At 59.9% G+C, this 19,290-nt stretch carries 18 protein-coding genes; 8 read left to right on the top strand and 10 right to left on the bottom strand.

Features of this window, described 5'->3' with window-relative positions:
• Nucleotides 1-276, top strand: a complete 276-nt coding sequence (locus QXU97_05050; GenBank protein ID MEM4035957.1) for a MazG nucleotide pyrophosphohydrolase domain-containing protein — start codon at nucleotides 1-3, stop codon at nucleotides 274-276.
• Between the two features lie 6 nt (nucleotides 277-282).
• On the opposite strand, the gene QXU97_05055 is transcribed toward QXU97_05050, so the two are convergent.
• Nucleotides 283-1,035 (bottom strand): geranylgeranylglyceryl/heptaprenylglyceryl phosphate synthase, encoded by a 753-nt coding sequence (locus tag QXU97_05055; GenBank protein ID MEM4035958.1) that lies wholly within the window; start codon nucleotides 1,033-1,035, stop codon nucleotides 283-285.
• A gap of 18 nt (nucleotides 1,036-1,053) precedes the next feature.
• The gene (locus QXU97_05060; GenBank protein ID MEM4035959.1) at nucleotides 1,054-1,350 is read right to left on the bottom strand and encodes a hypothetical protein; all 297 of its coding nucleotides are present in this window, start codon (nucleotides 1,348-1,350) and stop codon (nucleotides 1,054-1,056) included.
• A gap of 126 nt (nucleotides 1,351-1,476) precedes the next feature.
• On the opposite strand from QXU97_05060, the gene ppcA reads away from it, so the two are divergent.
• Nucleotides 1,477-2,883 (top strand): phosphoenolpyruvate carboxylase, encoded by a 1,407-nt coding sequence (gene ppcA, locus QXU97_05065; protein MEM4035960.1) that lies wholly within the window; start codon nucleotides 1,477-1,479, stop codon nucleotides 2,881-2,883.
• A gap of 48 nt (nucleotides 2,884-2,931) precedes the next feature.
• Entirely contained in the window at nucleotides 2,932-3,993 is a 1,062-nt protein-coding gene (locus tag QXU97_05070) for an L-threonylcarbamoyladenylate synthase (protein MEM4035961.1), read from the top strand.
• A 17-nt stretch (nucleotides 3,994-4,010) separates the two neighbouring features.
• Here the strand turns inward: QXU97_05070 and QXU97_05075 are convergent, their stop codons facing one another.
• Genes QXU97_05075 through QXU97_05105 form a run of 7 tightly spaced genes read right to left on the bottom strand, consistent with a single transcriptional unit; the run spans nucleotide 4,011 to nucleotide 9,701 of the window.
• Nucleotides 4,011-4,937 (bottom strand): dihydroorotate dehydrogenase, encoded by a 927-nt coding sequence (locus QXU97_05075; protein ID MEM4035962.1) that lies wholly within the window; start codon nucleotides 4,935-4,937, stop codon nucleotides 4,011-4,013.
• Nucleotides 4,906-6,228 carry a dihydroorotase family protein gene (locus tag QXU97_05080; GenBank protein MEM4035963.1) on the bottom strand — a complete coding sequence of 441 codons (1,323 nt, stop codon included), beginning with the start codon at nucleotides 6,226-6,228 and terminating at the stop codon, nucleotides 4,906-4,908. The genes QXU97_05075 and QXU97_05080 overlap by 32 nt, the downstream gene beginning before the upstream one ends.
• Nucleotides 6,212-7,042 carry a hypothetical protein gene (locus tag QXU97_05085; protein ID MEM4035964.1) on the bottom strand — a complete coding sequence of 277 codons (831 nt, stop codon included), beginning with the start codon at nucleotides 7,040-7,042 and terminating at the stop codon, nucleotides 6,212-6,214. Before QXU97_05085 ends, QXU97_05080 begins: the two co-directional genes overlap by 17 nt.
• The gene (gene pyrI, locus QXU97_05090) at nucleotides 7,020-7,493 is read right to left on the bottom strand and encodes an aspartate carbamoyltransferase regulatory subunit (GenBank protein ID MEM4035965.1); all 474 of its coding nucleotides are present in this window, start codon (nucleotides 7,491-7,493) and stop codon (nucleotides 7,020-7,022) included. Before pyrI ends, QXU97_05085 begins: the two co-directional genes overlap by 23 nt.
• The gene (pyrB, locus tag QXU97_05095) at nucleotides 7,493-8,422 is read right to left on the bottom strand and encodes an aspartate carbamoyltransferase (GenBank protein ID MEM4035966.1); all 930 of its coding nucleotides are present in this window, start codon (nucleotides 8,420-8,422) and stop codon (nucleotides 7,493-7,495) included. Before pyrB ends, pyrI begins: the two co-directional genes overlap by 1 nt.
• Nucleotides 8,419-8,985, bottom strand: a complete 567-nt coding sequence (gene pyrE / locus QXU97_05100; protein MEM4035967.1) for an orotate phosphoribosyltransferase — start codon at nucleotides 8,983-8,985, stop codon at nucleotides 8,419-8,421. Before pyrE ends, pyrB begins: the two co-directional genes overlap by 4 nt.
• Nucleotides 8,973-9,701 (bottom strand): orotidine 5'-phosphate decarboxylase / HUMPS family protein, encoded by a 729-nt coding sequence (locus QXU97_05105; protein ID MEM4035968.1) that lies wholly within the window; start codon nucleotides 9,699-9,701, stop codon nucleotides 8,973-8,975. The genes pyrE and QXU97_05105 overlap by 13 nt, the downstream gene beginning before the upstream one ends.
• A 104-nt stretch (nucleotides 9,702-9,805) precedes the next feature.
• Between QXU97_05105 and rpiA the strand changes: the two genes are divergently transcribed.
• Nucleotides 9,806-10,516: a ribose 5-phosphate isomerase A gene (gene rpiA, locus QXU97_05110; GenBank protein ID MEM4035969.1), complete on the top strand. Its 711-nt coding sequence runs from the start codon at nucleotides 9,806-9,808 to the stop codon at nucleotides 10,514-10,516.
• Here the strand turns inward: rpiA and QXU97_05115 are convergent.
• A complete protein-coding gene (locus tag QXU97_05115; protein MEM4035970.1) occupies nucleotides 10,513-11,883 on the bottom strand; it encodes a hypothetical protein in 1,371 nt (456 codons plus the stop codon). The genes rpiA and QXU97_05115 overlap by 4 nt on opposite strands.
• Before the next feature lie 310 nt (nucleotides 11,884-12,193).
• Here QXU97_05115 and leuS point away from each other — a divergent pair, with 310 nt between their 5' ends.
• The 4 genes from leuS to QXU97_05135 all read left to right on the top strand — a co-directional run bounded on the left by leuS (nucleotide 12,194) and on the right by QXU97_05135 (nucleotide 19,278).
• The gene (gene leuS / locus QXU97_05120) at nucleotides 12,194-15,082 is read left to right on the top strand and encodes a leucine--tRNA ligase (protein MEM4035971.1); all 2,889 of its coding nucleotides are present in this window, start codon (nucleotides 12,194-12,196) and stop codon (nucleotides 15,080-15,082) included.
• 82 nt (nucleotides 15,083-15,164) lie between these two features.
• The gene (locus QXU97_05125; GenBank protein MEM4035972.1) at nucleotides 15,165-16,652 is read left to right on the top strand and encodes an Nramp family divalent metal transporter; all 1,488 of its coding nucleotides are present in this window, start codon (nucleotides 15,165-15,167) and stop codon (nucleotides 16,650-16,652) included.
• 215 nt (nucleotides 16,653-16,867) lie between these two features.
• Nucleotides 16,868-17,998, top strand: a complete 1,131-nt coding sequence (locus tag QXU97_05130) for a 4Fe-4S binding protein (GenBank protein ID MEM4035973.1) — start codon at nucleotides 16,868-16,870, stop codon at nucleotides 17,996-17,998.
• A 29-nt stretch (nucleotides 17,999-18,027) separates the two neighbouring features.
• The gene (locus tag QXU97_05135) at nucleotides 18,028-19,278 is read left to right on the top strand and encodes a hypothetical protein (GenBank protein MEM4035974.1); all 1,251 of its coding nucleotides are present in this window, start codon (nucleotides 18,028-18,030) and stop codon (nucleotides 19,276-19,278) included.
• Nucleotides 19,279-19,290: the final 12 nt, after the last annotated feature.

Below are 19,290 nucleotides of genomic sequence, written 5' to 3' on the forward strand. Positions count from 1 at the left end.
TTGAAGATCTTGGGCATCAAGCTGTCGGAGCTTCAGGAGCTCGTGAAGCGCGAGTACCTCGAGAGAGATAAATCGAGGGGAGTCTTCGCGACTTTCGCTTGGCTCGTCGAAGAGGTGGGGGAGCTGGCCGAAAGTCTTCTCTCCGGCTCCCTCGAGGAGGCCGAGGAGGAGATAGCCGACGTGATCGCCTGGACTATCTCCGTGGCTAACCTCCTCGGGATAGACGTGGAGCGCGCGCTGTTGAGGAAATATAGGCACCTCATCGACGCGGGCTGAGGCGCCTCAGGGCTCGAGAGAGGCCCGCCTCACGGCCTCTATTATCTCACGCACGGCCTCTAGCCTCTCCTCCACGAGGGAGCCCGTCACCAACGCATCGGCCCCGCTGCGTGCCAGCTCCTCGGCCACGCGCGCCTCGCGTATTCCCCCTCCAATTATGAGGAATAGATCGGGAGCAACTCTCTTGACTGCTCGAGCGAAGTCCGAGGGTATGTGCCTAGGCGCTCCCGAGCCCGCCTCGAGGTAGACGAAGCGCATCCCTAGCATGCGTGCCGAGAGGGCGTATGCCGCGGCTATTTCCGGGCGATCCCACGGGATGGGCCTGGCCCTCCCAACGAATCCCGCCGCTCCACCGTGGCCCACGATGATGTAGGCCGTGGGGAGAGGCTCAAGCCCGTACTCTTGGACCAAGAAGGCACCCTGCATCTGAGCTCCAACGATATAATAGGGGTCGTCGCTGTTGAGCAGTGACATAAAGAGCACGGCGTCGGCTCCGGGCACTATGTTCGTGAGGTCACCCGGGAATATTATGACAGGGAGCCCGAACTCGCGTAGAACTTCGACTACTCCGGCCATTTTGAAGGGCGAGACGCCTAGGCTCCCCCCCACCAAGAAGGCGTCGGTCCCGAAGGAGGCCAAGGTCTCGGCTACGCTCCTCAGAGAGGACTCGTCCGTCACTTTATGAGGATCTATCAAGGAGAAGTGGAGAGGGCCTCGAGCGGCTCTCCTCTCTTTGAGATAGTTCTCAACTCTCCCCAAGCCTCTTCCACCGACCCTCTAAGGCCTGAGACATTCCCCGCGTCCTATGATTTCTCCCACGCTCGACCCCCTCGACTCGTAGAGATCAACGATTCTACCATATGCATCGACGGGCTTAAAGATGGCCGGGACCTCCAGCGACGCGCAGAAGCCGCACTCGCCGCAGGTTCCCAGAGCCACGGCCAGTTCGGCCGATCTCCTCTCGAGCCTCACGCTGAAGGAGCCTCTGCCGCAGTGAGGGCAGGAGAACACCACAGGCAGCCTCCTCGCGAGCTTCCGGACGGCTAGGCTCTTTCTCCTCTTCTTTCTTCCCATTGAGTGAGCTCCCCCGCAAGCTTAGCCTCGCACCGAATTTAAGCGGTTCGGATTGGCGACGCCGAGGAGTTCGGGAACCGATTTAAGTCTCGGCCCGAGCGAACACAGAGGAGCTGAGGCGGCCAAATGGAGCCTCCCCGCTTGATGTGCACGCAGCATCCCGACTCTACCGTGAAGGTCTCCACGGCTGAAGAAGTTGACGAAGCCATAGTGGGTCACACGTTATACGGGTGCGACGAGATAATGGTCGATTTTGAGGGAAAGCTCACCCCTTACGCCCAGCCCAGGGAAGTCGTGACGAAAGCGCTCGAGCTTGAGCTCGGCGTCGGCGAACGCCTCATCGTGACTCCTAGGGTGCCTAGCCCGACGCTCGAGGACGTAGATAGGGCTTTTCTCTCAATGGAGGCTGCCGTGATGGCCAATTACTATTCGTGGAAGCTGGCCGGCGTACAGGCCACGCGCTGGGTCATTCTGCCAATGGTCGAGGACGTCTCTCAGATGCTCATGGTGCAGAGGATACTCGACAAAAAGGCTAAGATCGTTGAGGAGGAGCTGGGAATCGACGTGGGCAGGGTCGAGCTGCTGCCCCTGATAGAGGACGCTACGTACCATTTGAGGATCGACAAGATGCTCCGAGAATTCTACGAGCGAATAGGACTGCTCCCCGATGAGGAGAGATGGACGCGCGTGTTCCTCGGCATAAGCGACTCGGCCGTCCGTCACGGGCACGTGGCCTCGTCACTTGCGTTGAGGATGGCTCTCGCCAGTATCAGGAGCATGCGAGAGGAGGGCTACGACGTTAGGCCCATTGTTGGGTCGGGCAGCCCACCCTTTCGGGGTGCTATGAACAATCCGGCCCTCGTGGAGCGCGAGGTCGAGCACTACAGAGGATACTTCACCGTTACGGTGCAGTCGGCTGCTAGGTACGATCTCCCCTTTGACTCCTACTCTACGCTCAAGAAGATCCTCATCGAATCTTCGAGGAGAGAGCCGCGACCTCTGCAATCGAGCGAGGAGGAGATAGCGCAACTAGCTAACGAGGCCTCGAGCCTTTACAGGAGCAGAGTAGCGAGGCTGATCGAGAGAGTGAATCAGATAAGCTCCATAATACCTGGCACGAGAGAGAGAGTGCTGTGGAGAACCTATGGCAGGACCCTCAGATGCGACGATGGGAGAGTCCATTGGGTCCCAAGGGCCATAGTATACACGGCAGCCTTCTACACGGCTGGTCTGCCCCCCCTCCTACTCGACGCGGCCTTTCTGTTGAGGGCTCTCAGGACCGAAATGGCGGACAGGGTCCTGATAAGAGAGCTGCCAGGCCTATTCGACGAGTTGAAGTTCGAAGCTCAACTCTTTCACCCTGGCGTGGCCGCTAAGAACTTTGGGGAAGACGTGGTGCGCGAGGCCGAGGAGCTGCTGGACCACTTGGGGATACGCGAGAGAGCGGGTGGAGCGTACGCTCTCCTCCTCGAGGAGGCGAGGAGCGAGCCGCACGTCATCGCGCTGGGAAAACTTAGAAAATTCCTCGGCTGATAGCTCGCGACCGGAAAGCATAACACCCCATCTCGGGCTGAAGCGCTAATGACCAGGCTCTACAAAGTGGACCCTCACGACCCCGACCCTCGTGCTGTGAGCGAGTGCGCGAACTTAATAAGAGCGGGAGGTCTCGTGGCGTTTCCCACCGAGACGGTCTACGGTCTGGGAGCCAATGCCTACGACATCGGCGCTGTGCTCAGAGTATACGAGGTGAAGAGAAGACCCCTGGACAACCCCCTCATAGTCCACATAGCATCTGCGGATCAATTGCTTGAGGTCGCTCGAAGCGCTCCAGAGCAGGCTCTGAGATTGGTCGAGAGAGCCTGGCCGGGCCCCCTCACCCTCGTTCTCCCGAGGAATCCGCGCGTCCCCCGTGAGACTACTGGAGGGCTCGATAGTGTCGCGGTTAGAGTGCCGGCGCATCCGGTCGCCCTCGCTTTGATAAAAGAAGCAGGGGTCCCCATTGCTGCACCAAGCGCTAATGTATCGGGTAGGCCCAGCCCCACCGAGGCATCTCACGTAGTGGAGGACCTATGGGGTCTCATCGATGCGATAATAGATGGGGGGGAGACCCTCTTTGGCGTCGAGTCCACGGTGGTCAGCTTCCTCACGGACCCACCCATACTCCTGAGACCGGGCTCTCTCCCCATCGAGGAGATAGAAAGGATCCTTGGTCGAGAAATCATTGTTCCCCCCTTCGCGAGAGGGATCGAGGAGGCGCGGGAGGCTCTCTCGCCCGGTGTCAAGTACAGACACTATGCCCCCAGCTGCCGGCTGGTGTTGGTAGAGCTGAAGAGCTACGACGACTTAAAGAAGCTCGCGGAAGTCGTCAAGGGCGTCGCCGCGCGCTTCAGCTCCGAGAGAAGATTGATCCTGGCCACAGATGAGACGGTCAAGTTCTATGAGGGTCTCGGAGTTAACGTAAAATCTCTCGGTCCGAGGAGCAACCTCTATAGAGTGGCCCAGAACCTCTTCAAGGCTCTGAGAGAGGCCGACAAGCTTGGCGTCGACGTCGTAATAGCGGAGGGCTTCGAGGAGAGGGGGCTTGGGCTGACCCTCATGAGTAGACTTAGGAAGGCCTCGACGAGCAGGCTCGTAGCCGACTAAACCGCGAAGACGTATCTTTATTTGGGATGCGCCGCTCCTACCAGTTCTTTCAGAGTCTCGGCCCCGACCTCGATGAGGTATCTCTCGAGCCCCTCCGCGATTTCCCGGAAAACCCTTAATCCTTTGTACATGAGAGCGGTGCCCACTTGGACCGCCGAGGCGCCAGCGAGTATCATCTCGGCGGCGCTCTCCCACGAGTCTATCCCACCGCAGCCTATGATGGGGATGCTGAGCTCCTCGTATAGCCTATAGACCATCCCCACGGCTATGGCTCTTATGGCCGGTCCCGAGACCCCCCCGTACACGTTGGATAAGACCGGCCTCCTCGCGTGTAGATCTATGATGACCCCACGGATCGTGTTTATCGCTACTACGGCGGTCGCCCCGGCCTCCTCCGCTCTCTTGGCCGATTCGATCGCTCTGTCGGAGAATCCGAGCTTCGCCAAGACGGGCAGGCTAGTTGTCGAGGCTACGGCTTCGACGAGCTCTCCGACGAGCTCCGGGTCGGAGCCCACTTCGAGACCCAGCCCTGATGCGTGAGGGCAGCTCAGATTCAGCTCTAGAGCCTCGGCGCCGGCCTCCTCGAACGCGATCGCCATGACCTCGGCCTCACGCGGACTCGAGGGCGCGAGGCTCGCTACGAGCCTCACGCCCGACTCGCGCAGCGCCGGTCCGATTAATCTAAGCTCCTCGGACATCACCTTGTAGCCGGGGTTCGGGAGACCCAGCGCGTTCACCACATAGCACGGGCCACCGGCGATGACGGGGTTCTCGTAGCCTCTCCTAGCCTCTAGCGTCGCACTCTTCGTTACGATAGCGCCCAAGCCCTCTGTTCTGGCGAGAGACCCCATTAGTTGCGAGTTGACGGCCAACACGCCGCTGGCCAACATGGTCGGATATCTCAGCCTCAGCTTACCTATATCGACCTCGAGCGAGAGAGGCAAGCAGATTCACCCCATGCCCGGCTCTCCCAACGAGCTCCCCGTCCAAGTAGACGAGCTCCGATCTGACAATGGTAGCGTGAGGCCAGCCTGTCAACTCCCACCCCTCGAATGGGGTGAGCTTCGCCGACGACCTAAAGCTCGTCCCGCGAACTCTGCGCCACCCCCTCACGTCGAGAACGGTGAAGCTGGCCAGCTTTCCCACCGCGATTTCGCCGAGCACGTCGCCGAGCCCTAATATCTTGGCCGGGCCTCTCGATAATACCCAGAACAGCCTCTCGATGGGCATCTCGAGCCTCAATGCTGTCGTGAACGCGAGAGGGACCAAGGTTTCGAGGCCTGGAATACCGGGCGGCGCCTCCCAGTAGCCGCGGCTCTTCTCCGAGTCCTCGTGGGGCGCGTGATCAGAGGACACGGCGTCTAAGACCCCGCGGAGGAGAGCCGTCCGCAGGCATTCGGTGTGTGCGCCGAGCCTCAACGGCGGGTACACCTTCGCAACGGAGCCCGCCATTGTATAGGCCCTCGCATCGAGCAACAAATGATGAGGAGTAGCGTCTACTGTGACGCGCGCCCCGCCTCTCCTCGCACGCTCGATCAGCTCTATCGATTCGCAGAGCGTAGCGTGGGTTACGTGGATCCTGCGAGTCGAGAAAGCAGGCGACGATAATATTCGCTCCACGGCTTCGACCTCGCAACGCCCGGGCCTTTCCTCCCCCGGCCTGTGACCTCTCTTAACATCGGCGACCCCCTCAATACACTCCGGCGACTCCGCGTGGAACACGAACAGAGCACCTGGAGGACTCGGCGGCAGGTGCTCCGCTCGGCGGAGGTCCTCGGGATATATTTTCAGTCCTATCGCTACCTTCAACATCTCCTCGAGCTCCACTGGATCACGCGGAGGCTTAGCGTACAGCACGTAGTCTACGTAAGAGCCGGAGCCGAGCAGGCGGTCTCGCTCCAACGCTCTCTCCAACGTGTCGACGGGCGGCAGCGTGTTCGGCATATCTGCCACGGCAACTACGCCTCCGGCCGCGGCCGCGGCCGTGCCGCTCCTCACAGTCTCCTTCGCGCTCTGGCCCCAATCTCTGAGGTGTACGTGTAAATCGACGACGCCGGGCGCTATTAGGTAGCCCGGCTTGTCGAAGTCCAGCTCCTCCTCTCCCCGTCCTGAGTTCGAGCTACCGAGCTCGATCTTCTCCACGAGCCCCTGCTCGTTGCCTGCGATCGTGACTCTCGCGATCTCTCCCGCGACGAAAGCCTTCCCTCGAACCACTAGCTTAACTGATCGACTCAACTTCTCCGGCCCACCCCCTCCTCCAGAGGCCTAGCTCTGTGCCACGTAGCCTCTCTGCGCTGAAGACGGGGCCGTCTCTGCACACGAGCCACGGACCAAGCGAGCAGGAGCCGCAGAGCCCTACTCCACATCTAATGAGCCTCTCGACGGATAACTCGACTATGGAGGGGCGCTTCTCAGCTCTATCGATTATATCGATTATTTTTCTGAGCATAAGCTCGGGACCGCAGGCCATGAGAGCGTCGACCTCCTCGAGCGCTAGGCGGCTCGTCAGAGCGTCGGTTACGGCCCCCCTTTCTCCTATGCTGCCGTCCTCGGTGTAGATCAGCAGCTCGGCCCCGAGGCCTCTGAGCTCATCGAGGAGGTAGAGGCTCGACGAATTCTTGGCTCCGAGACAGATCACGGGCGTCATCGACTCTTCGGCCAGGCGACGCGCCAAGAACGCTATAGGCGCCACGCCGTAGCCCCCCGCCATCAGGAGGGGCCTCGAGTAACTCCTCCTCGAGAAGCCTCGACCGTAGGGTCCTCGCAGTAGAACGAGGGAGCCCGCTCCGAGAGCGCAGAGGGCGGAAGACGTGGGACCGACGGCAGCTACGGTCAACCTGACTAAACCTTTCTCTTCGTCATGGAGGGAGGGGCTTATCGGGATCTCCTCGGAGCCCGGCAGCCAGACCATGACGAATTGACCGGGCTCGGTCTTCGGGAGGGTCGGACATCGAAAGTAAAGCGACCAGACCTTATCGCCCTCCCTCTTCTTCTCGACGAGACGAGCCGGATGTCTAGCCAATAGCTCAGGTCGAAAGTTGCTTGGCAATATCCCAGCCCTCGAGGTAGCTGCCGCAGTAAGAGCACTGGAACTTCACGGGACTCCTCGAGACTAACACGAACCTGGACCTCAAAGGCTCGCCTGGTTTATTCGTTATGCAAGTGGGCCTCGTGCACTTGAGCACTCCCTCCACGAGGCTCGGCACCACTACGCGAGTCTTGCTGGCCACGGCGTATTCCCTGATTATGTTTATCGTGGCGGTCGGAGCTATCAGAGCTATCTTATTGACCTCCTCGGGAGATAACTCTTTACCCTCTATCTTAACTATATCTTTCTTACCGAGTTTTCTGCTCTCGACGTTCATCAATACAGCAGTTCTCAGCCCCTCTTGACCGGTTATGCCCAAGATCCTCAGCACGTTAAGCGCCTGACCAGCTGGTATGTGGTCTATCACCGTCCCGCTCTTTATCTTAGAGACGGTGAGCCTGTCCTCGCTCATCAAGAGCTCTCACCCAAGAGCACGAGCTTGAGAAGAGCCATCCTCACGGGAACTCCGTAGGAGGCCTGCTTGAAGTAGTAAGCCTGCGGAGCTCTGTCGACCTCGTACGTCAGCTCCTCTACTCTCGGCAAGGGGTGCATCAGAACGGCCTCCGCCTTCGCTTTCGCTAAGACCCTTCCATCGACTCTGTAGCTGCCTCGGACCTTCTCGTATTCGCCGGGATCGGGGAATCTCTCTCGTTGAACCCTCGTCACGTAGAGGACGTCGAGCTCGTGCATCACGTCCTCTAGCCTATCGATCTCCTCGAAGGCGAGTCCCGAGGCTGCGAGGTACGCGCGGACCTCTTCTCTGAGCCTTAGGAGAGGGGGAGAGATGAGGTAGAGCTTCCTCGGCCTATACAGCGTCAGCCCCAATATGAACGAGCTAGCGGCTCTGCTATATCTTAAGTCCCCGAGCACTCCGATCACGAGGCCGGAGATGTAGCCAAATCTCCTCCAGAGCGCGTAGAAGTCAACGAACGTTTGAGTCGGATGATGCTGCGACCCGTCTCCGGCGTTAATGACCGGGGATCTAGCGATCTCGGACGCGAACCTCGAGGACCCCTCAAGAGGGTGCCTTATCACGAGGCAGTCGACGTAGAGGTCCAGCGTCCTCACCGTGTCGGCGAAGCTCTCCCCCTTAGCTATCGATGTCGAGGTCTCTTGCGTGAAGCCTATCGTGTTACCGCCCATCCTCTTTACTGCCGCGTCGAAGCTGAGGTACGTTCTGGTGCTGGGCTCGAAGAAGGCCAGCCCTACGAGCTTCCCCTCGAGAGCCCTCGAGTACTTCTCGGGCCTTCTCTCGATCTCTAGAGCTTCGTGGAATAGAGTCTCGAGGTCCTCTCGCGTGAAGTCCAAGATGGAAATCACGTCTCTGCTTTTCCACTTCAAGTCTCTTCGCCTTTCAGGGGGGCCCCCTCAAGAAGGCTAAGGAGGTCGCGCGCTTTTAATAGGCTGAGCAGGTCCACTCCGCGGGCTTTGAGCTTCTCTGCCGCCCCCTCCTCTCTGTCCACCACGACGAGAGCGCGCTCGACCATGGCGCCCTTCTCGCGGAGAGTCAGCACCGCCCTCTCAATGCTCGCCCCCGTCGTAGCCACGTCGTCTATGACCAAGGCCGAGGAGCCTGCGGTGATTTCCCCCTCCACGACACTCATTGTGCCGTGCTCCTTTCTCTCGCTCCTAACGTACGCGAGAGGCAGACTCAACTCGTGAGCTACCATGGCAGCCCACGGCAATCCACCCGTCGCCACGCCTACTATCACGTCAGGTAGAGGGCTCCGAGCTAGATCAACGAGCCCCTTCACTACGAGCTCTCGTAGGTCGGGGAACGCGAGCCCCACCCTCATATCTATGTAGAACCTGCTGGTCCTCCCGGAGGACAATCTGAACTCGCCCAGCTTGAGAACGCCCTTTCGCACTAGCTCGCGAGCTACGGCCTCCGCTATAGCCTCCAAGGCAGGGCCTCCCTCAGCCTTCTGGCCGTCTCGATGGGGTCGGCGCTCTCTAGCACGGTTCGGCCCACGATCTCGAAGTCCGAGCCGGCCCTCACGGCAGAGCCCACCGGGGCCCCCTGAGCTCCTACGCCAGGAGACAAAATAGTCTTGGAGGGTGCCAGTTCTCTGGCCCTCCTTATATAAACCGGGAAGGTGGCCGGAACCACTAAGCCGTCGACGTCCGACTCCAGCGCCAGCCTCACCAGAGTGCCGAAAGACTTGTTGATCGCCTCTTCCGCTCCCGGATTGCTCATGGCGACCACCGCGAAGACCTCGGAGCCCAGCGATCGGGCCTCGGCTACAGCTTCTCTGAGGGAGTCGGAGCCAACGAATGCGTGGACTATGAGGCCGTCGAATCCGACCTCGCACACCAACTTGCTCAGGGCCCTCGATATGTGCGGCACGTCGGCCAACTTTAAGTCCGCCAGCAGATAAGCTCGGCCTTTTAGCTCTCGGCTCAGCCTCGTTAACGCCTCGAGGCCCAAGCTTAACATAAACGGGAGGCCCACCTTGATCGCTGCCGCGTGCTCCGCTAGACCTAGCAGTTCTCTCCTCACCGCCTCGATCGACATGCTCTCCGCGAATCTGCCGGGCACGCGATCGAATGCCACGATGAGTCTCGTGTTCTTGGCCTCGCCGTGTCTAAGCAGCGATGTCCCTAGCCTCGTAGTCCGCACCCACTCACCGATGAGTCGGCGCGCTCTTAAAACCGAAGCGAGCTGGTCGGCGAGCATTCACGAGAAACGCATAAAGTCCTCGCCGAAGAGTCACCCGACGCCCGGTGCCGACTTTGCACGCTAAAGCGGCGATGAGGCTCAACGCGGCGCGGGGCTTCATTGAGGAGGGCTTCCTCGATGCGGCGGAGGTAATTGGTGTGGGAACCGGGAGCACGATAACGACGCTCATAGAGATGCTGCCCGATGACGTGATCCGGAGCAAGACCTTCGCCGCGTCGAGCCTCGACACTCTCCTCAAACTTAAGAGGAGAGGAGCCAAGCTCCTCGAGCCGAGCGGCGTCGACGAGTTCGACGTCTACGTTGACGGCGCGGACGCTTACGATGACGAGCTGAACTTAGTGAAGGGGGGAGGAGCGGCCCACTTCCGAGAGAAGGTCATGGCGCTTCAGTCTAAGAGGTTCATCGTCGTGGCCGACGAGACGAAATACTCGGTCAATCTGCTCAAGCTACCCATACCGATCGAGGTACACCCCATAGCTCTGCCCTTCGTGCTCCGAGAGCTGAAGAAGCTCGGGCTAGAAGCAAGAGTCCGCGAAGCGGTCGGGGGCAAGTGGGGCCCCGTGGTCTCGGACACGGGCGGCGTGTTGGTCGACATCGATGCGAGAAGCTGGCAAGGAAGCTTGGACCAGCTTCACCAAGCCCTGAAGCTCACGCCGGGCGTCGTGGAGACCGGGCTCTTCCTCAGAATGGCTGAGGCGGTGGTCGTGGGGAAGGTGGCCGGGTACTCCGTCTTGAGACGGAGAAGCATGGGTTAGCTATCACGTTGTGCGGACGCCGAGGCCTCGGCCGAGGGGTGGAGCCCGCAACTCTCTCTCAGCAGGTTGAGCAGCCTTCCGCCCGCGGCCTCTAGCGCTAACGAGTACACCTCCTCTTCGCTGAGCTCAACTCTATTCTCGGCCTCGAGCTTCTCGAGAGCGAGCTCGTAAAGCTTATCGATGACCCCTTGGCACCTCTTCAGAGCCGTGGGGTCTAGTCCGAGGCGCCGAGCGAGCACGTAGGCAATCCCGGCTCGCCCCGAATGCCTACTGACGCGCACCTTGACGCGCATGCCTATGGTCTCGGGGTTGAACGGGAGATAAATCAATGGATTCTTAATGAGTCCGTCTATGTGGATCCCGGCGGCGGTCGCGAAAGCGTTCTCCCCGACTAGCGGGTAGTAGCGGGAGAACGCGTGACCCAGCGACTCGAAGAGCTCTTTCGCCTCGCCTATGGCGCGCGGGTCGCTGCCGTTGAATGAGCCGTATATGCTGGCGTAGATTAGAAGCATGGCCTCTAGAGGACAATTGCCCGCTCTCTCGCCCACTCCAAAGAGAGTGCAATTCGAGAACGACGCCCCCGAGAGCCACGCGGCCGCGTGATTGGCTACTGCCATGTGGAAGTCGTTGTGGCCGTGGAACTCGAGCTGGGTCGGCTTTACCCCGAGCCTCTCCCTGAACGCCTTGATCAGCGCCGGCACCCCCCGCGGCAGACCCACCACCTCCATGGGGAGGCCGAGGCCCAGCGTGTCCGAGAGCTTGAAAACGACGGAGTCCACAGCGCCGACCCTCTCGGCTACCCTCAATATTTTCTCGGCGAAGGGTAGGACGAAGCCGAGGACGTCCGATCGCGTCACGTCCTCCATGGCAACTCTGATCTTGAGCCCTCGATCTAAAGCGTAGCTTATCGCCTCTAGGAACTTCTCTTCCGCGCTCTTCCTGTCGAGATTGAGCTTCAGGTAAATGTGGTAATCCGAGACGCTCGTGAGGATCACGGTGTGGTCGAAGCCGCATCTCCTCACCAGATCTACGTCCTCGCGCTTAGCTCTGATCCACCCTATGGGCTCGGGCCACTTGGCTCTGTGCTCTATAATCGTCTTCGCGATCTCTCTGTCCCTCTCAGTGAACGGGAAGAGCTCGACGGTCCTGACGATACCGTTGGGGCCGCTGAGCTTCTCGAGGACGAAGTAGATTTTTAGGGCCTCCTCGGGCCTCAGAGGCCTCCACCCCTGCTGCCCGTCTCTGAGCGTCGTGTCGGTGATGTAAAGCGGGTGAGCCGGCCTCCGCTCGAGGGGAACTAGAGGGGGCACGTCGTAGGAGAGATAGAGTCCGTCGCCCACCGAGGCGGTGGAGAAATCACGGTCCATTTCGAGCGTCTCCGGTGAACAACTGTTCGTTAACGGGTTTTTATCTACTGGTGTGACTTATGAACGTATCCGCGGAGAGTATGTTAACATTGTAAACAAGAAGTAGACGCGCCGATTCACGTTAACATTTTTCCCAGCTATTCGAGGAAAAGCACGCGGGGCGATGACGAGACGACGGTAGGCGGATCCCGACAATCCTGAAGAGCAATCCCCTCCCCGAGCCTCGTCGGCGAGGAACCCGCGCGCACCCGTTCTTAATATAAGAGCCCAGCAGAGCGAGAACCATCGGAGCGCCGAAGGTGCGGGGCCCGTGTCCTCGAGCGATTTCCGAGAGCTCCTGAAATCGCTGGGAGAGAAGTGGAGCCGCATTTGGGAGGAGAGGAGGCTCTACGAGTCGGACCCGGATCCCTCGAGACCCAAGTTCTTCGTGACAGCGGCCTATCCTTACCCCAATGCGCCGCTCCACCTAGGGCACGGCCTAACGTATACGATCCCAGACATCGTGGCTCGTTACAAAAGAATGAGAGGCTACAACGTTCTCTTCCCCATGGGGTTCCACTTCACCGGCACGCCGGTACTCACGATGTCCGAGGCCTTAGAGCGAGGCGACGCCGAGCTCGAGAGACAGTTCGTCGAGCTGCACGGAGTCCCCCGCGAGGACCTCGAGAAGCTCAAGACCCCTCTGGGAATGGCCCAGTACTTCAAGGAGTGGGCCGAGAGAGACATGAAGAGGCTGCTCCTCAGCATAGACTGGAGAAGGAAATTTACGACGGTGGACCCCGAATATAGCGCCTTCATAAGATGGCAGTTCGAGGAGCTCAAGCGCAGAGGCTACGTGGTTCAGGGAACTCACCCGGTCGGCTGGTGCCCTCGCCACCAGAGCCCGGTGAGCATGCACGACACGAGAGACGACGTTGAGCCCGAGATAGTGGAGTTCACGGTGCTCTTCTTCGCCGACGTCGACGGAGGCCCCGAGTACCCCGTCGCCACGCTGCGCCCGGAGACGGTCTTCGGAGTGACGAATCTCTGGGTGAACCCTGAGGCCCCCTACGTGGTGGCGAGCGTGGGAGGAAGGAGAGTCCTCCTCTCCGAGGAGGCGGCTCGCAAGTTAAGCTATCAGGTAGAAGAAGTAGAGATGAAGGGAGAGAGACTTCGGGGCTCGGAGCTCGTGGGCAAGAGAGCGAGGAACCCTATCACAGGTAGAATCGTGCCCGTGCTCGGGGCCGACTTCGTCGACCCGAGGACCGGGACGGGCATCGTCATGAGCGTCCCCGCTCACGCTCCCTACGACTACGTAGCGTTGCTTGAGCTAGGCGAGCTGGGGCGCATCGCTCCGATCTCGTTGATATCGCTCGAAGGATACTCGGAGATTCCGGCCAGAGACGCCGTGGAAAGGCTCGGCATCACCTCCACGAGGCAGAGAAATCTGCTGGACGAGGCCACGAAGACCGTTTATCTCGATGAATACGAGAGGGGGCGCATGAGATCGGACCTCGCATCCACGATCGTCGAGGCTCTCGAGGAGCAGTTCGAGCTAGCGCGAAGGCTCTCGGGCGTCAGCGTGCGGGAGGCCAGAGAGACCGTCGTGGAGTGGACCAAAGCGCGCGGCCTCGCCGCGCCGCTTTACGATATAGCGAATAAGCCCGTCTATTGTAGGTGCGGAGCCGAGATAATAGTGAAGGTCCTAAGGGACCAGTGGTTCATCGACTACGAGAACCCGGAGTGGAAGGAGCGCGCGAGGCGCGCGCTCGAGAAGATCGAGGTCGTCCCGGAGGAGTATAGACCTCAATTCTTCTACACGATCGATTGGCTCAAGAAGAAGGCCTGCGCTAGGAGCAGAGGGCTCGGCACGAAGCTCCCCTGGGATGATAAGTGGATCATTGAGAGCCTGAGCGACTCGACGATTTACATGGCTTTCTACACCGTGATTTCGGGGATAAGGAGGCTCGGGATAAGACCCGAGAGCCTCACGCACGAGTTCTGGGACTACGTGTTCTTGGGCGAGGGCGACCTGGGCGAGGTCTCTGAGAAGACGGGCATCCCGGCGAAGGCGCTCGACGAGCTTAGGCGCGAGTTCCTTTACTGGTACCCCCTAGACAACAGACACAGCGGGAAGGACCTCGTCCAAAATCACCTGACCTTCATGGTCTTCAACCACGTGGCTCTCTTCCCGGAGGAGCTTTGGCCTCGCAGGATCGTGGTCAACGGGCACGTCATGGTCGAGGGCGAGAAGATGAGCAAGAGCAGGGGGAACTTCATCCCGCTCCACAGGGCCCTCGACATGGCGGGCCCCGACGCCCTCAGGCTCGCGCTGGCACTCGCGGCCGAGCTCGGCAACGACGCGAACTTCACGAGGGATCTCCTGGAGAGCTCGGTCCGCATGCTCGAGGAGGCTTACGAGCTCCTGCGAGAGCTCGCGGAGATCGCGCGCGCGGGCGGGGCCGAGAGCTCGAGAGAGCTAGACGAGATGCTGCTCGCGGCCGTGGCAGACGTAGTGGAGCAGGCGAGTGAGGCCTTTGAGACGTACAGGATCAGGCGAGCCGCGGTCGCCTCCGTCCCTACGATGTGCGCCACCGTGAGGGAGTTCCTGAGGAGCGGTCGCGCCGTTTCGTCGAGGGCCGCGTCGATCGCCGCGACGACGTGGATAAAGCTCATGGCTCCCTTCGCGCCGGCGCTGGCCGAAGAGCTGTGGGCTGAGCTTGGGGGAGAAGGCAGCGTCTTCGAGAGCTCTTGGCCCGAGGCTTCTCGGATCTCGCGTGACCCGATATATCTAATGGCCTATCACCTCGGCAGACTCGTCGTAGCTGACGTCAACAACATCGCCAGAGCGATAGGGGCGAGGCCAAGCGAGGTCGAGGTCGTGGTCGCGAGCGAGAGGAAGAGAGAGGCGCTGCCTCTCCTCATCGACGCGGCGAGATCGGGCGCTAGCCCGAGCGATCTAGCTAAGATAGCGGCCAGGTGGGGCTCGAGGAACCCTCTAGATGCCGCTCGACAGGTTATTGAGAGGATCCAAGCTCTCCCGCGCTCTCTCGACCCTGTTCTGAGGGAGAACTGGCGCAGAGAGCCCGAAGCGGTGAGGATCGCGAAAGCCTACGTCGAGATGTGCACGGGAGCTCGCGTTGAGGTCGTCGAAGAGGAGGCGAGAGGCGCGGCGAGGAGAGAGCCTCTCCCCCTGAAGCCGGCTCTCCTTCTTCGATGAGGGATTATAAGAAATAGTCATGGAAAAGCATTTATAAAAAGAGCCTCCTTCTCCTCTTCCTCGAGGAGAGTGAGGCTCCGCATTGTCGTCTGAGCAAAAGGCGGGAATTAAGATAGGCTATGGCCCGCCTCTCGAGCCCGCCAAGCTCCCCGATCCGGGTCCCGTAGAGCTCAGGAAGATCTTCGGCCCCGGCCTTATCATCGCCGCTCTCGGCGTAGGCCTCGGAGAGACCTACATGTGGCCGAGGCTCGTCATAGTCTTCGGCCCAGAAATCAGGTGGCTGTCTACCGTCGGCTTGCTCGTCCAGATATTCGTCACGGCCGAGATAGCCAGGTGGACCTACCTCACCGGCGAGAGCATATTCCAGGCAGGCTATAGGCTCCACCCGCTCATCGCGTGGTTCTGGCTCATAGTTGCCACTCTCGTGTACATATGGCCCGGCCACGTGGCCTTCGGCGCTTGGGCTCTGCAGCAGGCCTTTAAGAGCAAGACCTCTCTCTTGTACTGGCAGCTCGGAGCGTTCATACTCATTCCCATAATCTTGACGCTGGCGCCATATCAGGTCTACAAGACGGTGAAAACCATATTGACTATAGCCGTCGCAATAATGACGGCCGTGGGCCTCAGCGTGGCGGTCGCGGCCACGGCCAAAGCAGGCAGGAACATATTCTGGTGGTACTCCTTCAAGGGCAGCTTTTGGTTCGGCTACTGGCCCAAGGCCATCTCTGAGAACCCGAAGCTTTGGTTGCCTCTCATCGTCGGCTCGATAGCCTTCATGGGACCCTCCGGCATGCAGCAGATGTGGTACACGCTCTTCGCCAGAGAAGAAGGGTCCGGCATGAGCGCTTACATGCCGAAGGTCACCGGCCTGATCTTCGGCAGAGAGGAGAAGTGGCGTGAGGCGGGATTCCTTAGTGATCTCAGCGACCCCGAGGAGATGAGGAAGTGGAAGGCGTGGAGAAAGCTCAACGTCTACGACGCAGCCATCAGCTTCGGCCTTATAACTTTCATCATAACGCTGTTCTACACGACGCTGGCCCAAGGAGCGTCCGAGCTCAGCCCGGCGGTCAAGGAGGCTATGCTCAAGGGCAAGAGAGACGCCGCGATCCTCGGCATGGGCGACGTCTTCGCCTTCTTGTGGGGCCCGCTGAAATTCCTCTGGCTCTTCACCGTGGGCATAGTCGGCTGGAAGATGAGCTTCGGAATCTTCGACGCGTTCAGCAGAGGCCAGGCCGACATGACGATGATACTGATACCGCAGGCCAGGAAGATCGGCATGAGGAAGCTCTACTACATTTGGCTGTGGCTCGCCTCGCTGGGAGGAGTGATCGTGATACTGTACTACGGGGGCGCTAAGAATCCGAGCTTCATACTCGACGTGCTGGCCTTCATGAGCAGCTTCGTCATGGGCGCCTACTGCTTGCAAATATTAGTTGTCAACAACTTCCTCGTGCCCAAGGAGGCTAGGATGAGCATAATATCGACGGCCGTGCTGACCGGAGGGCTCCTGTTCTACTGGACGGGCCTGTTCTACAGCATGATAAAGTTCGGGGCCTTCCCGAGCGGCTAAGACATCACGACAAAAACTAAATATTTGAAATATTTAGTTTTTTATAAAAATCACCTAATTTTCGCTCTTTATCGTTTAAAAACCTTTTCAAACTTACGAGGAAAAGTTCACGCGAGCCCCGGGACCGACCGCGGGACTAGGCCCGCGCCTGCTACCGTAACGATTAATATACTCGGAGCGCGTTCAATACAGCGCGAAGCAAGTGGGGTGTGGCCTTGAGCGAGCTCGAACTGAGGAGACCCGAGCTCGAAGAGCTCTTCTGGGTTGCCGTCCACGGCCGCGGCGTCATTCACACCGCTCACGCCATGAACATATGCAGGCTCGCCGCCTACGCGGCTATGGCCGGAGGAAAAGATTCTTACTTCTACATGAGGTACGACGACGCCCCCGAGAGAGTGAACATACCGCTGATCTACTACGCTGTTATAGGCAAGCCCAAGATCGATGTGCTTCTGGTCGAGGAGCCCGAGCCCGTCGGCGAGCTAAACGACGTGCTCGTGGTATTGGACTCCTCCATGCTGCTCCACAAGACGAGCCAGAGGGCTCTGCTCTTCGATGGAGCTAAGAGAGACGCTTATCTCATTGTGAACACGGCTCTCTCGCCAAGCCAGGTGCTAGAGCTCGTCAAGAAGTATCAGCTGGCTCAGGAGTGGAGCGGCAAGATCATGACGATCAGGGCCAAGAAGTATGGCAGAGACTTCGCCTTCGGCGTCTTCGGGGCCGTGGCTAGAGCCCTCATCGAGAAGGGCATAGTCAGCAGAGCCGACATAGAGGCCGCCCTCGCCGCTCTGAAGTGGGAGGGCAAGGCCAAGATCATATGGGAGGCGTACGACGAGGTCCAAGAGATGCCCGTCAGCGTGGCTGCCGAGGAGCTCAGAGTAAGGCGCGAGAGCCCCTACAAGCCCCCCGCCGAAGTCAAGGGGCCTTGGGACTACGAGACCTACATGAAGTTCAAGCTCGCCGCCGCCTACGCGCCCACCTACGCCGATAGAATGGCCGCCATGCCGAGGTGGGAGGCCCTGGCGCCCGGCCTGATAGAGTTCGGCCCTAAGCCCGGCGAGAAGAACATAGGGTTCACTACGGCCTTCGCCAGATATCAGAGACCGGTCCACGATCAGGCCAAGTGCATCGACTGCAAGCAGTGCGCCGTCAACTGCCCCGACGGGGCAATCGACTTCGTCTCGACCTCGAAGATCGACTACCTATACTGCAAGGGCTGCGGGATCTGCGCCAACGTCTGCCCGACCAAGGCTAAGACGATGATGCCCGAGCTAAAGGTCGTTGAGGGCCTCGAGGATCCTGAGGTGATTACTCTGAGCGAGGCCCTGATAGAATTCGGTTTCTAAACCCTTTACGGTCATGAGGGGTGAAAGATATGTCCTCAGCTCGCGTGAAGCCTCTCCCGCCTGAGCTCGTGGCCGTTCCGAGGAAGCACGTCTGGCACGGAGCCAGAGCGGTGGCCGAGGCCGTTAGAATAGCTGACGTCGACGTCATCGCGGCGTACCCGATCAGGCCCTACACCGGCGTCATGAACGCGATAGCCCAAATGATAGCCGACGGGCAGATGATGGCCGAGCTCATCGTGGCCGACTCCGAGCACACGCAGTTCGAGGTGGCCAAGCACGCATCTACTGTGGGAGCTAGGACGTTCGTTGGGAGCAGCGGCGTCGGCATGATCTTCGCCACCGAGGCCATAATAGTCACAGCCCTAGCTCAGTGCCCCGTGGTAGCTCTGGCCGGTTGCAGAGCTCTCGACGACCCGGGCAACTTCGGCATGGAGTGGAACGACGTCTTGACTTACAGAGACTACGGCTGGATGATATCGTGGCCCATGAGCCCGCAGGAGGCCCTCGACGCGACCATCGTGGCCTTCAGAGTCAGCGAGGACCCGAGAGTGCTGCTGCCGACGTTCGTGGCAGTAGACGGAGCAACCGTCACGCACATATCAGGTCCAGTACTGGCGCCCGACGAGAAGAGGATAAGAGAGGGATTCCTGCCGCCCTACAAGCCTCCCTACCCGCTCGACCCCGACTTCGGCCCCGTGACGAAGGCCCAGCACGTGGCCCCGTCTCTGATAGGCCCGGAGCAGAGGAAGTGCATTGACGTTGCCATGAAGAGGGCCTACAAGGAGGTAATACCCGAGGCGTGGAAGCTCTACAACGAGGTCGCTGGCAGAGACTACAAGCCCTTCGTGGAGAGCTGGTTCATGGAGGACGCGAAATACGCCCTCGTCACGATGGGAGCTTACACGATCAACGCCATAGCCGCCGCCAAGAGGATGAGGGAGAAGGGCGTGAAGGTCGGAGTCGTGAGGAGCAGGTACATGAGGCCGTTCCCGTACATCGAGCTGAGGCAGGCTCTCGAGAACGTTGAGTCGGTGGGCGTGCTAGACTTCAGCTTCTCCTTCGGCTCCCCGTACTCCGGGGGCGTGCTCTACACCGAGCTGAAGTCGGCGCTCTACGAGGCCGATGTGAGGCCGCTGATCACGAACTTCCTGTTCCTGGGAGGCAGAGAGCCCTCCGTGGGACACTTCGTGAAGGCGGTGGAGATAATCCAGAAATACGCAGAGCTCAAGAGAGTCGAGAAGAACGTGCACTGGCTCACCCTGAAGGGTGAGGACATCTAAGGAGGGAGGTGA

The organism is Fervidicoccaceae archaeon, assembly GCA_038878695.1.
Classification (GTDB): domain Archaea; phylum Thermoproteota; class Thermoprotei_A; order Sulfolobales; family Fervidicoccaceae; genus JAVZVD01.

Bases quoted from the DNA above. Each gene is read 5' to 3' on its own strand.
- QXU97_05135 (MEM4035974.1), top strand. From the start codon at position 18,028: ATGTCCTCAGCTCGCGTGAAGCCTCTCCCGCCTGAGCTCGTGGCCGTT.
- ppcA (MEM4035960.1), top strand. From the start codon at position 1,477: ATGGAGCCTCCCCGCTTGATGTGCACGCAGCATCCCGACTCTACCGTG.
- QXU97_05060 (MEM4035959.1), bottom strand. From the start codon at position 1,350: ATGGGAAGAAAGAAGAGGAGAAAGAGCCTAGCCGTCCGGAAGCTCGCG.
- QXU97_05115 (MEM4035970.1), bottom strand. From the start codon at position 11,883: ATGGACCGTGATTTCTCCACCGCCTCGGTGGGCGACGGACTCTATCTC.
- pyrI (MEM4035965.1), bottom strand. From the start codon at position 7,493: ATGAGCGAGGACAGGCTCACCGTCTCTAAGATAAAGAGCGGGACGGTG.
- QXU97_05070 (MEM4035961.1), top strand. From the start codon at position 2,932: ATGACCAGGCTCTACAAAGTGGACCCTCACGACCCCGACCCTCGTGCT.